We start from the raw sequence: 12,614 nt of genomic DNA, 5'->3' as shown, positions 1-12,614 counted from the left end.
TCGGCGTCCTTTTAAATTGGAGATGGCTGTGCAAATTGCGACGTTCAGGTGAAAAAGCGTCCGGCGAGCGCACACAGATCGGTGGCAGGAAATGTGCGTGGGTAAAGTGCGTGTGCTGCTTCGGCCAGCACCGCTTCGCGTGCGATCGGACCGAACGACTCGATCCAGTGATCGCCTACACGGATTACGCGTGCCTGACGCACGGCATTCAGATGCTGCCAGACCGGGTTCGATTCGAAGGCTTCGGTAGGACCATCGTCGTAGACGAAGATCAGTTGCGGATCGGCGAGCAGCATCGTCTCGAGACTTATCTGGAACGCAGTGTTCTCACGGTGTGCCGGCATCGGGTTGTGCCCGGCGGCATTGACTCCCCCGATTGCGTTCAGCAACGAGCAGGTCATGTTCTCGTCGTAGAACGCCCAGGGCGCGGTACCGGTGCCCCAGATGAAGAGGTAGCGTGGCGGCGCTGTGTTACGCGGGACGCCGGCACGATAGCGCGCGAGCGTCTGGGCAAAGCGCTGGTTCAGTTGCAACGCCGCGCGTTGTTTGCCTAGCGCCGCACCGACCAGCGCAATGCTGCGGTCGCTGTCGTCGAAGGTTTCGAGGTCGAGCGCAAGGTACGGGGCAATCCGTTCGAGTCGCGCGGCATGAGCTTCTGTGTAGCGACGCATGGCGATGATCAGATCGCAACGCGTACTCGCGAGCAGTTCAAGATTCGCCGATGCGCGCTGACCGAGATCGCGCACGCCGTCCATGCGCCCGCAGAGGTAAGCTGGTGTGCGCCCGCGCACGAGGAAGGTAGAGGCCACCGGCTTGATGCCGAGGGCTAGTCCGGTGTCGGCGCCGAAATAGGAGATTGTCGCCAGTCGCTGTGGCTGACGCTTGAAAGTCAACGTGTGACCGCGGTCATCCATTATGTTGCGCGGCGAATCACCCACACCGTTTATGCTGGCCGCACCTGCCGCACCTGCCGCACCTGCCGCACCTGCCGCACCTGCCGCACCTGCCGCACCTGCCGCACGGACGCTGAAACCGCCAGCCAGAACCGGAAGCACCAGCGCAATAGAGGTGCATACTCCGCGCCGCTTAAGATCGGTCATTCGACACCCGCGGCATCAACGGCACAACGTTGGGCGCCGACGCCGCTGTCGCCGAAGCGGGATAGCGCAGTGGATGGCACAGCGGAAAACCATCGGCGGCGCCGTCCAGAATCTGCGCTTGCACGCTGAACACATTGGCTAGAAGCGCGGGCGTCAGGACGTCGGCGGGCGTACCTTCCGCGACCAGGTGGCCGCCCAGCATGACCAGCGCGCGGTGGGCAAAGCGCATCGCCTGATTCAGATCGTGTAACGACATCACCAGTGTGAGGCCGTAGTCTTCGTTCAACTGCCGCAGCGTCTGCATCACTTCCAGCTGATGGCCCAGGTCGAGGTAAGTCGTCGGTTCGTCCAGCAGGAGGATGCCGGCCTTTTGCGCCAGTGCGAGTGCGATCCAGGCGCGCTGACGTTCGCCACCCGACAATGCGCCTAGCGAGCGGCCTCGTAATGGCGTAAGACCCGTGACATCGAGCGCCCAGTTCACCGCGTCGCGATCTTCACGCGACTCGCCGCCGAATATGCGCCGATGCGCGAAGCGGCCGTGCCGAACCAGTTCCTGCACCGTTAGCTCTTCAGGCACCTCCTGGGTTTGCCGCAGAAACGCCACGCGGCGCGCCAGTTGTTTGCGCGGCCATTTATGAAGCGCAACGCCGTCGAGCGTGACGCCGCCGTGACGCGGCGCTAGCAGGCCGGCGAGGCCGCGCAGCAGCGTGCTCTTGCCGCAACCGTTCGGCCCGAGCAGCGCGGTGACGCGGCCGCGCGGCAGCGCGATCGAGAGGCCATCGACCACGCGACGCGTGCCGTAACCGAGCGTGAGCTCGTCAGCGATCAGGGTCATTGAAGTCATCGGGATATGCGAGAGAGGAGCAACAGAAAGAGCGGCGCGCCGAGCGCCGCGGTTACCGCGCCGACGGGGATTTCCGCAGGCGAGAGCAGCGTGCGACCGGCCAGATCGGCGAGCGCGGTCAGTAGCGCGCCGAGCATGACGGCGATCGGGGCCTGCCGGCCCAACGTGCCGCCGACGGCGAGTCGCGCGGCATGTGGCACGATCAGCCCGACGAAAGCGATCGGCCCGGCGATGGCGATCGCTGAAGAGGCCGCGAAACCGGCGAACACCAGTGCGCCGAGCCGCCAGCGTTCGACCTCGACGCCGATGCTCGCGGCCGGATCGTCGCCGATCGCGAGAGCCTGCACGGCGGGTAAAACCAGCGGTAGTGACGCCAGTGTGACAAGCGTCCACGGCGCGAGCAGACGCACGTGCTCCCAGTCACGGCCGTACAGATTGCCGGACAGCCAGGTCAGCAGGACTTCGATCCGGCTCGAGCCCCAGCCGGCGAGGATCGTCATCGCAGCGGCATACAGCGTGGCGCTGACGGCAACGCCCATCAGGATCAGGCGGATCGGCGCGGTACCGCTGCGCCAGGACAGCGCGTAGACCACCAGCACCGCGCCGATGCCGCCGGCCTGCGCGGCGAGGGGCATGTAGGTCGCGTCATAGACAACAAGGCGGCTGCTGTCGGCCATGCCGGCGAAGTTCGCGATCAGCAGTAGCGTCATCACGCCGAAGGTCGCGCCCGATGACACGCCGAGCACGCCAGGCTCGGCGAGCGGATTGCGCAAGGTCGCCTGCAGCACCAGGCCGCTGATCGCGAGATGCGCGCCGATCATGAGCGCGAGCAGGATGCGCGGCATGCGCAGGTCCCACAGAATCATCATCGCTGCGCGGTCGGCGCTACTGCGAGTGAGTACGTGCAATAACGTGGCGAGCGGATAGTCGGCAGCGCCGAGCACCATACTGAGCGGCACGACCGCGAGCAGTGTGGCGAGAAGCGCGAACGTCAGCGCCAGATAGCCGCACGGTGTGCGTGCATTCAGGCTCGTCCTCACTTGTGTGTTAAGCGGAATGTTCATGTGCGCACTCCAGCGCCGCCGCGAATCAGCTGGATGAGAAACGGTGCTGCGACGAGCGCGGTCAGAAAGCCCACCGGCAATTCGCGCGGGGCGGCGACGGTGCGCGCGGCGAGGTCTGCCGCGCAGACGAGCAGGCCGCCCGTGAGTGCAGCGAATGGCAGCACAAGCCGGTGCGCGGAGCCGGCGATCAGGCGAGCCGCATGCGGGGCGCACAACCCGACGAATCCGACCGGACCGGCGTTCGCCACGACGGTAGCGGACAGCAGTACCGCGAGGGTACCCAGACCCAGACGCCAACGCCGCAGCGCGATGCCGACGCTTTCCGCCGCTTCGTCGCCGAGTGCTAACGTGTCCATTACGCGTGCGCTGCCGAGCGCCAGCACGAGACCCACGACGGTCCACGGCGCGAGCGCGGCGGCCTGCCGCCAGCCCGCGCCGGCGAAGCCGCCGGCCAGCCAGTAGAGCAGCGGCCCGGCCTGCGGTCCGGCAGCGATCATCAGCACGATGACGCCGGCACTGCCGAGTGCCGCCACCGTGCTTCCGGCGAGCGAAAGCCGCAGTGGCGACAGCGTGCCGCGCCACGACAAGGCGAAGGTGAGGGCGGCGCCCGCGGCAGCGCCCGCCGTCGCCAACAGCGGATGCCAGCGCGCCGACAAGGACGGCGCGAGTACGGTAGCCGCGACTACGGCCAGCGCGGCGCTGCTGACGACGCCGGTCAGACTCGGGTCGGCGAGCGCATTGCCCGTGATGTTTTGCATCAGCGTTCCGGCCAACGCAAGACTCGCGCCGACCATCAGGCAGGCGATGAAGCGCGGCAAACGCAGATCGCGCACGATGATCGTCAACGGCGCATCGCCATGGCTCGTCAACGCCGCCCATGCCGCTTCAGGCGTGAGCGGCAGCGTGCCCGCGCACAGACTGGCGATACCGACTGCCAGCCATCCGGCGAGCAGCAGCGCTGCGATCAGCAAGAGAGACACACGTGCACGTTGTCTCATTGCGCACCGCTCGCCGGTCTGGCCGACAACTGCCCGAGGCGCGTTTCGAAGGTGCGCAACAAGAGCGAGGCGGTTGCCGCCAGTCCCACGGCAAGCCCGATCCAGATGCCATAAATCCCGTAGCCCCACACGATGCCGGCGAGATACGCCACCGGCAGTCCGATCAGCCAGTAGCCAATCAGCGAGATGCGGAACGAACTCTTTACGTCACCAAGTCCTCGCAGAATACCGACGCCGATGTTCTGGCTGCAATCGAAAATCTGCAGCAACGCGGCGATCGTCAGCAAGCCCGCAGCCAGTTTCAACACGTCTGCATCGGCGGTGGCGTGCGCGTCGAGAAACGGCTTGATCACTGCGTTGGGACTCACAAGATAAGGCAGCGCGACCACCAGCATCGCGACGACACCGAGACCCAGGCCGGTGTAACCAAGTCGCCGCGCGCCGCGATAGTCGTGCTGCGCGCACGCATGGCTGATACTGATCGATGAAGCATGCGACAACCCTACCGACACCATAAACACGATGTAGATCACCTGGTTGACGATGGTCTGCGCGGCGAGCGCGCCTGCGCCCAGCGAGCCGATCACGAGTGTCAACACGGTGAAGAAGGCCGCCTCGGAGCCGTAGGTCGCGGCAATCGGCAAGCCCATTTTCCAGGTGCGGGCGAATGCCGCGAGGTCGGTGCGCCACACTGCCAGTGACAGGTGTGTGGCGAGTTCCCGGCGTCCGAGCACGACACCGAGAAAGGCCAGGAACGACAGCAGATAAACGCTGCTGGTCGCCCACGCGATACCGGCAAGCCCGAGCCTCGGAAACCCGAATCTGCCGAACATCAGCGCGTAGTCGAGCGCAGCGTTCAATGCAATCGACACGATCGTGATCGCCAGCAGCGGCCCGGGTTTGCGCAAACCCACCGTATATTGGCGTAGCGCCTGGAACCACAAGCACGGCAGCATGCCGGGCGCGGCGGCGGCGAGATACACGGCGGTTTGGCGCGCGATCGACTGATCCTGGCCGAGCCACACCAGAGGCTTTTCGATTACTAGCATCAGCATGGCGAAGACCAGTGCGGCCAGGGTCGTCAAAGCGAAGCTGGCGCGCACGAGCCGGCGAATCTGCGCCGGATCGTTCTGGCCGTTCGCGAACGCGATCAGGTTGCCGGTCCCGGTGACAAGACCGGTGCCCATCGTGCGCAACTGGTTGAAGAGCGTGAGCGCGAGGCCGCCAGCGGCGACCTCGCGCGCGCCGAGCATGCCCATCATCACGATGTCGGTCGTAGTGAGCGCGACCTGTGCGAGTTGCGTCAGGATCAGCGGCGCGGCGAGCGCGCCGATATGCACGGCGTCGAGCCGGAACTGTCGAAAGAACGTCATGCTGCTCCGTGCCAGAGCGGTTCCAGTTGCGCGGCGATACTGTCGTCGAGGAGATTGCGCTCGCGCAGCCAGTCGTCGTTGAAGACGGTATCGAGATACTTTTCTCCGCCGTCGCAGACGAGAATCACAAGCGTTGCGCCGGACGGCAGCGAATCGAGCATATGCAGCGCGTGATAGATCACGCCACCCGCCGATCCGCCCACCAGCAAGGCCTTCTTGCGCGCGACATAACGCGCGGTATTGAATGCGGCCGCGTCCGATACCTTGACGCCTTCATCGAGCAACGAATAATCGACGAGTGCACCGATCTCGGCTCCGGGCGGCGTGCCGGTACCGGACTGGTAGTACGAGCCGCCTTCGCCGCCGAATGCGATGGAGCCGACGGGCTCGACGCCTACCACCCGGGTCGTGCTTTCCATGCCGTGTTCGGCGTTCAGCGCTTTCAGCGCGCGCGCCGTGCCAAATAGCGAGCCGCCGGTGCCTACCGAACCGACCAGATAATCTACCTGGCCGCCGAGCGCGGTGTGCAGTTCCTGCGCCAGTTCGCGATAGCCGTTCGCATTGGCCGGGTTGTTGTGCTGCTCGGTCCAGATGCTCTGCGGATCGTCCGTGGCCATCTGCTCGGCAAGCGCCTCGCGATCGGCGGTGGCGAGACCTTCGCCTTCGCTGACGTAGACGAGTTCCGCACCGAAGGCCTGCATCGCGCGCAGTTTGTCTTTCGACGCGTGGCAGTCCACGACCGCAGTGAAGCGGTAGCCGCGCTCCGCGGACAGCAGCGCCAAACCCATGCCGGTGTTGCCCGAGGTGGATTCGATCACGCGGCCTGCGGGGCGCAGCGAGCCGTCCTGTTCGGCCTCATCGAGCATTTGGCGCGCCATGCGGATTTTTGCGCTACCAGTCGGATTAGTCGATTCGAGCTTGAGCAGAATGCGCGCACCGTTCGGACGGCGAATCAGTTCGAACAGCGGCGTGCGGCCGATCAGATCGGAGACCTTCGAAACGATTGCCGGGTACGCAATGTGCGCGGTGTCACCCATGAAGCGTATGTTCATTGTCAAGCTCCTGAAAATGGTGAAAGGCGATCGAGCCGCCAGTGCGGGCCAACGCTATCGAACGTGACGACCAGCTTGGGCGGCAGCGGCAGTTCATGAAACGGCGATTCGTTGGAGTCCATCTGATAGCCGGCGGTGTTCGGGTACAGCAACAGGTCACCGGCCTGGGGGCGTTGCACGAACTGCACCTTGCGCCACGTGAGCATGTCGGAGTCGAGACAGCTCACGCCGCCGACGCACGCGCGGTAAGGCTGCTGTCCATGCTCGGGAAGCGCGCCGCGTGACGCCGGCAACAGCTCCGGATCGGGCAGATACTCGCTGTCGAACCATTGTTCCGACAGGCTGAAGCTGGTGCCGTTGGCGGTCACGATGCCGTAGTCGTCATAGTCTTTCACGCCTTGCACTGTGAAAACCGTGAAGCCCGCCTGATCGAGCAGAGCCCGGCCGGGTTCGAGCATCAGGCGCAAGTCGTGACGCTCGAGCAACGCGCGAAGCGGCTGCACTTCACCGTCCGGCGTCCCTTGCAGGATGGCGTCGAGCATCGCTGCGCCCGGCTGTGCCTGGTAGTACGGATAGAAGCCGCCGCCGAACTGTTTGTTCGCGTGATAGTCGGTGGGGATGTGGGTCGCCAGGAACGTGCGCCAGTCGGCCTCGTCGGCATACGAGACCGCGAAACCGCCACCGATGTCGATCGTGTGCGGCGACAGCCCGCGTGTCCGGGCGGCAAGGCACGCCCGTACCGCAACGGCGGCCTGATTGCACCGCTCGGCTGCGCGATAGCCTGACAAATGGAACGAAAAACCTTCCAGTTGCAGATGACGAACATCGCGCAGGCAGACGGCAAGCGCCGAGTCGAGCGCTACCTCGTCGAGGCCGAAGCGACTGCCGCTTTGCGCGGACGGACGCATTCGCAACAGCACGCGCGTGGTGTGGGATTGCGAACGGGCGAGTGCGCTCAACCGTTCGAGTTCGTCGAGTGAATCGACGGCGATTAGTGCGTGGTGAGCGAGCGCGAGCTGGAGCAATTCCTGTGACTTTGCCGGCCCCGATACGCCGATTGCCTCGCCGCGCAATCCTGCTGCGAGTCCGTCGATGAATTCTCCCTGGCTAGCGGCATCGAGCCCGATGCCGAGTTCGGCTGCCGCGCGTGCGAAGCAGCGCGCTTTGTTGGCCTTTTTTGCATAGAGGATGCGGCCCTGCACGCGTTGCTTTTCCAGCACGCGTTGGAACGCGCGCACGTTATCCGCGAATGTCTGCGGGAAAACAAAATGCAGGGGCGCGTTGAAACCGTGCGACAGTTCGCGAATCAAGCGGCGGTGATCGTCCGCAAAGCTGCGTAGCAGTGGATGCCAGCGCGCGGGCAGACGCGGCGCGCGACGCACAGATGCCTGCTCTGTATCGCGCGTTGAATCACGCGCAACAGGCCGCGGGGCGACGTTGGCGAGCGCGTCTACCATAGCGCTACCTCCTGTCCCAAGCCCTTCGCGCGCGCGTTCTCGGCCAAGGCGCGGCCCAGCGCGATATCGGTCACGACCATGCCGCTGTTGTACGCGAATACGGTCTGCCCGGCATTCTGGCGTGCCGGCTTGCGGCCGAGCAGAATATCGGGCAGTTCGGCGTCGATGGCCGGCAGCTTGCCGTCGGCGTCGACCAGATCGCTGCCGGTCACCTGCATCTGCTGCTCGCTGGTGGCGATCCGGTAGTCGGCGCCATGTAGCGTGTCCGCGTGCAGACCGTAGCCGACCAGAATGGCCAGTGCACCTTGCTTGAGCGACGCATGCCGTACCGCTTCGGCCGCGCCCGCACCGGCTACGCCGAGCACGATATCGGCCTGCGCGGCAGAGGTAGACAGATCCGACGACACTTCGATGTCGCGCTTCGGATAGAAGCGCTTAAGGTTCTGGCGCACCGCGAGAACGCCTTCGTCGTAGTGACCGTGCACGACCACACGTTCGATGTCGGGCAACGCGGCAAGTAGGAACGGTGCCGCCATGCGGCCTTGCGTACCCGTGCCGACGATCAGCGCGGTGCGTGCTTGCGGCGCGGCGGCGCGCGCAATCAGCGCCGACACAGCGGGCGTACGTAGCGAACCGACCAGGCTGCCGTCCATCAGCGCGACCGGCATGCCGGTGGTGTCGTCGAACAACAGCAGCGTGGTGTAGTACTTCTGCAGATCGCGATTGTGTTCGGGGTCGTACTTATACGAAGTCTTGAAGCCGACGGTCTGCCGTCCGCCATCCCGGCCTAGCATCGAATACGCGACCGAGTGCTTTTCCGGCGGCTGGCTCATCAGTTTGCGCGGATTGTCGGACTGACCGTTCCCGAGCGCGAGATACGACCGTTCGACCGAGGCCAGCACGTCGGCCGGGTGGTAATCGATTTCGTTAAGAAGTTGTTTGCCCAGCACAAGAATGCGGGAAGGCTGGACGATCGCTTCGAGAGTCATGGCGTTCATGGCGAGTCTCAGAGAATTTCGCGGGTCGATGGGGCCTGCCGGAATGGCAGCGTTTCGCGCAGATTGATGTGGACGTTCACGCGTCGCAGCCAGCGCTGGCGCGGGCCGTAGTTCGGCTGGTAGACCGTGCGGCCGTGCACGGCGCGCTTGTTGTCGACCCACACCATGTCGCCGGGCTGCATCACGACAGCGGTTTGTTTCGCATAGAACGCATTGATCAACCAGCGCAGCGCCGCCGCGGCCTCATCGTCGCCGGGCAGCGGGCGCATGAACGCTTCGTCCACCCGCAGCCATGGCTTGGCGCGCAAGCCGCTGACAGCCGGCACGGGTTCAGGATTCAGATGCATCTGTTTGATGCGGGCGAACACGTGATCATCGAGGCGCCATTGACCGCTGACGTTCTGCTCCGGCAAATGCGACTTGTCCGGCAGGATCGTGAAGCGCGGCGCGGACAGTACGTTCCACTGGGCATCGGGAATGTCGATTTCGTCGACGCCGCAGAAAATGGTCTCAGCGCGTTCGTCGTTGCGATAGCAGAGAATCGACAGAAAGTCGGCACGGTGCTCGTGGAATGCTTCTTCGTTATGCCAGACGAGCGTCACGCTGCTGCCACCGCCCAACTGCTCGGCGTGATCCTTCCTGATCGGAACGATATGGCGTAGAAAGCGGCCGTTCTCCTGCGTGCGCCAGCCAAACATGTCGCCAAGCAGAGCGGTCATCAGACACTGCATGGTTTCTTCGAGCAGCGATGGCGGGTTTTGCCACGGCCCGTCCCAGTGCGATGGCGAAGGCCCGATGCGGACGTCGTCCACCGGCATGCCGCGCAACAGCATCACGGAGCAGGGCAGTTCGAGCTGCCGGTAGCGCAACGCGAGTGAGCGCAGCGAACGCGGCAGCTCCTGCGCCGCGAGGGCGCAATCGGCGGCGAAGCTGGCGCTTTCGACGCTGTCATGCGCTCGGCTTAATGCGTGTGCGACCCGTGCGAGAGCATTGACTTCGTCGGCGCTCAACGCGTAGATCGAAAGTGTGTCCGACACGGGCTGGAGCCCGAGCCGGTCGATACCTTCCGCGAGATTCATACGCTTGCCTCATGGTGAAAACGGTGAGAACCGGTCATGCGGCGCGTGGCGCGGGCATGACCAACTTGCTGCCTGTTTTCGTGGGGACGGAAGCGTGTGCGCTCGACGGCGCACGGTTTGTTATCGGTACAGGTGAAGCGGGGGCGCTACATGTCGATCTGGGCGGACAGGAAGAAGGTGCGCGGCGTGCCCGGCCACACCGAACTGTAGTTCGCCGCGGCCCAGTAGCGCTTGTCGGTCAGGTTCTGCACGCCGGCGCGAAATACGGTGGACAGCCCGCCGATGCGCGTGAGGTAGCGAACGCCCGCGTCGAACCGGACATAGCCCGGCAGATCGACGGAGTTCTGCGCGTTCAACGGCCGGCTACCGACGTAATAGACACCGGTGTCGACGCTCAGGCCCGTGACGACCGGAATGCGGTAATCGAGGAACGCGTTCGCCTGAAAGCGCGGTACGTTGGCCGCGCGCTTGCCCGAGGTAGACGGGTCGCCGGTGTCTTCCTGCACGGTATCGAGATACGCCGCTCCGGCCACCACCGACAGATCGCGCGTAATCCGTCCATTCGCGGTCAGCTCGACGCCGGTATGGCGCTGCGTGCCGCCTTGCACGTAATAGTTCGCGCTGTTGACGTACTGCAGCGTCTTTTCGATGCGGAACACGGCGGCATTGACGCTTACGCGGTTGGCGATGTCGGCCTTCACGCCCGCCTCGTACTGCTTGCTTTTAACTGGCGAGAGATACGTACCGGCATTGAGCGTGTTGTACGGCGCAACGCCACCCTGTTCGAAACCTTCGGCGTAGCTGAGGTAGGTGGAGACATTCGGTAGCGGCTTGAAGATCAGCCCCGCCGACGGCACGTTGACGCTGGTTTCGTAATGCGACGCCGCGCCGGACGCCGGATACGAGTCGTTGCGATATTTCACGTGACGCACGCCGAGCATCACGCTCCACTGCGAGCCGATATCGATCAGGTCGCTGATGAACACGCTCGGCTGGAAGTTCTTCGTTACCGTTTTCTGTGGGAACACCGTGTCCGTGGGCGCCGGCGAATAAACCGGATTGAAGATGTTGCCGACTGTCAGAGGGATGGCAGCAAAACCCGCTTCGTGCGAATCGTAGTTGCGGGTCGAGATGCCGGTCACGAGCTGGTGTTTGAGCGGGCCCGTGTTGAAATTGCCCGACACGAACGTGTTGGTCGACAGGACCCGGAAACTCTGGTCCGGCGACAGATAGATGTCGCCGCTCAGGATGTCGCCATTGGCGGCGACCGAGTAGACATCGGGAAACGCGGCGTCGCGGTTGTTGTACGACTGCGCGATCTGCGTGGTGAAGCTCCAGTTCGCCGAGATCTTATAGTCGAAGTGGGCGCCGAGGTTGAACGTGCTGCTGCGGTATTGCAGCCACGGCTGGCCGAGCAGCGTGCGCGGATCGAATTGAGGCGGCAGCGAGCCGTCCGGTTGCAAGCCGATCACCGGCTGCGCGGCGAGCTTCTTGTCCTGATAGTCGAAGTCGAGGCGCAGCAGCGCGCGCGGCGTGATCGCCCAGTCGAGCGCGCCGCTCACGAAGGTGCGCGTGCGGTCGCCGCTATGGTTGAAGTTGCCGACTTTCTCGCCCGCCACGTTGAAGCGGTAGCCGAATTGTCCGTCGCCGATCGGACCGCCGGTGTCGACTGCGCCGTAGTAGCCGTCGTAGCTGCGGATTTCGGCGGTGGTGCTGACGAAGCGGTCGCGCGTCGGCCGCTTGATCACGTAGTTGACCGTGCCGCCCGGTGAATTCACGCCGTACAGGAAGCCCGACGGTCCCTTCAGCACGTCGATGCGTTCGGTGTTTTCGAGCGGTATGTCGTAGTAGGGCGCCACCGGCATGCCGTCGCGGCGCATCGTGTTGGTCCAGTCGATCGGAAAGCCGCGGATGCTGATGTTGTCCATCGCGCCGCCCACGGCGGTGTTCTGCACCGACGGATCGTTCTTCAGCACGTCCATCAAGGTGCGCGATGCCTGAGCGGTGATCAGTTCGCTCGAATACGATTCGACCGACATCGGCAGGTCTTTCGGATCTTTCGAGCCGAGCGCGCCGACGTTGACGTCCGGCACCGCGTACAGCGAGGGCCGGGTGCTTTGCACCGCGACCGTGTTCAGCGTGCCCGCGGTGCCTGATGCCGTGTCAGCGGCGGTGACGACCGTGGCTGCGGCAACCGGGGCCGCAGTCGCTGCGCCCGTCGTTTCAGTTGCTTCAGCTGCTTCGACGGTGACCGCATTGTCCGCGGTTTTCTGGTAGCGCAGGCCGGTGCCTTGCAGCAAGGCGTCGAGCGCGGCTTGCTGCGCCATCGTGCCTTTCAGCGCGGGCGCGGTTTTGCCGGCTACGGCTTCGGGCGAGAACGACACCTGCATATGCGCCTGCCGCCCCAGTTCGAGCAGCGCCTTGCCGAGCGGCTGCGCGGGTAGATCCACGCTGACCGTGCCGGTTGAGGCGGTCTGTGCATGCAGATGAAGCGGCGCAAAAGCGAGCGCGCAGGCGAGCACGATAGCGGCTTGCGTGCCGGACTTGCGGCTGACGAGCGGCAGCGTGGAGGCCGGTTGACGGATCCGTCGATTGAGTCTGGTCTGAAACGACATCGGGTTTCCTAAGTGGTCTTTCCCGTATGACGTT

The 12,614-nt window shown here is 64.6% G+C and carries 10 protein-coding genes; all 10 read right to left on the bottom strand.

The features are described 5' to 3' along the window. Positions 1-44: 44 nt before the first annotated feature. The gene (locus tag AC3WOG_RS33365; protein WP_492581997.1) at positions 45-914 is read right to left on the bottom strand and encodes an ABC transporter substrate-binding protein; all 870 of its coding nucleotides are present in this window, start codon (positions 912-914) and stop codon (positions 45-47) included. Positions 915-1,086: 172 nt separating this feature from the next. After that, positions 1,087-1,944, bottom strand: a complete 858-nt coding sequence (locus AC3WOG_RS33360; protein WP_492581996.1) for an ABC transporter ATP-binding protein — start codon at positions 1,942-1,944, stop codon at positions 1,087-1,089. Next, positions 1,941-3,008 (bottom strand): FecCD family ABC transporter permease, encoded by a 1,068-nt coding sequence (locus tag AC3WOG_RS33355; protein WP_492581995.1) that lies wholly within the window; start codon positions 3,006-3,008, stop codon positions 1,941-1,943. The genes AC3WOG_RS33360 and AC3WOG_RS33355 overlap by 4 nt, the downstream gene beginning before the upstream one ends. Beyond that, positions 3,005-4,006 carry a FecCD family ABC transporter permease gene (locus AC3WOG_RS33350; protein WP_492581994.1) on the bottom strand — a complete coding sequence of 334 codons (1,002 nt, stop codon included), beginning with the start codon at positions 4,004-4,006 and terminating at the stop codon, positions 3,005-3,007. The genes AC3WOG_RS33355 and AC3WOG_RS33350 overlap by 4 nt, the downstream gene beginning before the upstream one ends. Further along, positions 4,003-5,379: an MATE family efflux transporter gene (locus AC3WOG_RS33345; protein ID WP_492581993.1), complete on the bottom strand. Its 1,377-nt coding sequence runs from the start codon at positions 5,377-5,379 to the stop codon at positions 4,003-4,005. Before AC3WOG_RS33345 ends, AC3WOG_RS33350 begins: the two co-directional genes overlap by 4 nt. After that, positions 5,376-6,431: a PLP-dependent cysteine synthase family protein gene (locus AC3WOG_RS33340; protein ID WP_492581992.1), complete on the bottom strand. Its 1,056-nt coding sequence runs from the start codon at positions 6,429-6,431 to the stop codon at positions 5,376-5,378. Before AC3WOG_RS33340 ends, AC3WOG_RS33345 begins: the two co-directional genes overlap by 4 nt. A gap of 2 nt (positions 6,432-6,433) precedes the next feature. Continuing rightward, positions 6,434-7,888: an alanine racemase gene (locus AC3WOG_RS33335; protein WP_492581991.1), complete on the bottom strand. Its 1,455-nt coding sequence runs from the start codon at positions 7,886-7,888 to the stop codon at positions 6,434-6,436. Continuing rightward, positions 7,882-8,886 carry an ornithine cyclodeaminase family protein gene (locus AC3WOG_RS33330; RefSeq protein ID WP_492581990.1) on the bottom strand — a complete coding sequence of 335 codons (1,005 nt, stop codon included), beginning with the start codon at positions 8,884-8,886 and terminating at the stop codon, positions 7,882-7,884. Before AC3WOG_RS33330 ends, AC3WOG_RS33335 begins: the two co-directional genes overlap by 7 nt. A gap of 8 nt (positions 8,887-8,894) precedes the next feature. Beyond that, positions 8,895-9,965 carry a TauD/TfdA family dioxygenase gene (locus AC3WOG_RS33325; protein ID WP_492581989.1) on the bottom strand — a complete coding sequence of 357 codons (1,071 nt, stop codon included), beginning with the start codon at positions 9,963-9,965 and terminating at the stop codon, positions 8,895-8,897. Between the two features lie 146 nt (positions 9,966-10,111). Further along, positions 10,112-12,580: a TonB-dependent siderophore receptor gene (locus tag AC3WOG_RS33320; RefSeq protein WP_492581988.1), complete on the bottom strand. Its 2,469-nt coding sequence runs from the start codon at positions 12,578-12,580 to the stop codon at positions 10,112-10,114. Between the last annotated feature and the right edge of the window lie 34 nt (positions 12,581-12,614).

Source organism: Paraburkholderia sp. FW306-02-B (assembly GCF_058782725.1).
The sequence above is the reverse complement of the archived record's forward strand: the minus strand, read 5'-3'. Positions and strand labels throughout refer to the sequence as shown.

Bases quoted from the DNA above. Each gene is read 5' to 3' on its own strand.
- AC3WOG_RS33365 (WP_492581997.1), bottom strand. From the start codon at position 914: ATGGATGACCGCGGTCACACGTTGACTTTCAAGCGTCAGCCACAGCGA.
- AC3WOG_RS33360 (WP_492581996.1), bottom strand. From the start codon at position 1,944: ATGACTTCAATGACCCTGATCGCTGACGAGCTCACGCTCGGTTACGGC.
- AC3WOG_RS33355 (WP_492581995.1), bottom strand. From the start codon at position 3,008: ATGAACATTCCGCTTAACACACAAGTGAGGACGAGCCTGAATGCACGC.
- AC3WOG_RS33350 (WP_492581994.1), bottom strand. From the start codon at position 4,006: ATGAGACAACGTGCACGTGTGTCTCTCTTGCTGATCGCAGCGCTGCTG.
- AC3WOG_RS33345 (WP_492581993.1), bottom strand. From the start codon at position 5,379: ATGACGTTCTTTCGACAGTTCCGGCTCGACGCCGTGCATATCGGCGCG.
- AC3WOG_RS33340 (WP_492581992.1), bottom strand. From the start codon at position 6,431: ATGAACATACGCTTCATGGGTGACACCGCGCACATTGCGTACCCGGCA.
- AC3WOG_RS33335 (WP_492581991.1), bottom strand. From the start codon at position 7,888: ATGGTAGACGCGCTCGCCAACGTCGCCCCGCGGCCTGTTGCGCGTGAT.
- AC3WOG_RS33330 (WP_492581990.1), bottom strand. From the start codon at position 8,886: ATGAACGCCATGACTCTCGAAGCGATCGTCCAGCCTTCCCGCATTCTT.
- AC3WOG_RS33325 (WP_492581989.1), bottom strand. From the start codon at position 9,965: ATGAATCTCGCGGAAGGTATCGACCGGCTCGGGCTCCAGCCCGTGTCG.
- AC3WOG_RS33320 (WP_492581988.1), bottom strand. From the start codon at position 12,580: ATGTCGTTTCAGACCAGACTCAATCGACGGATCCGTCAACCGGCCTCC.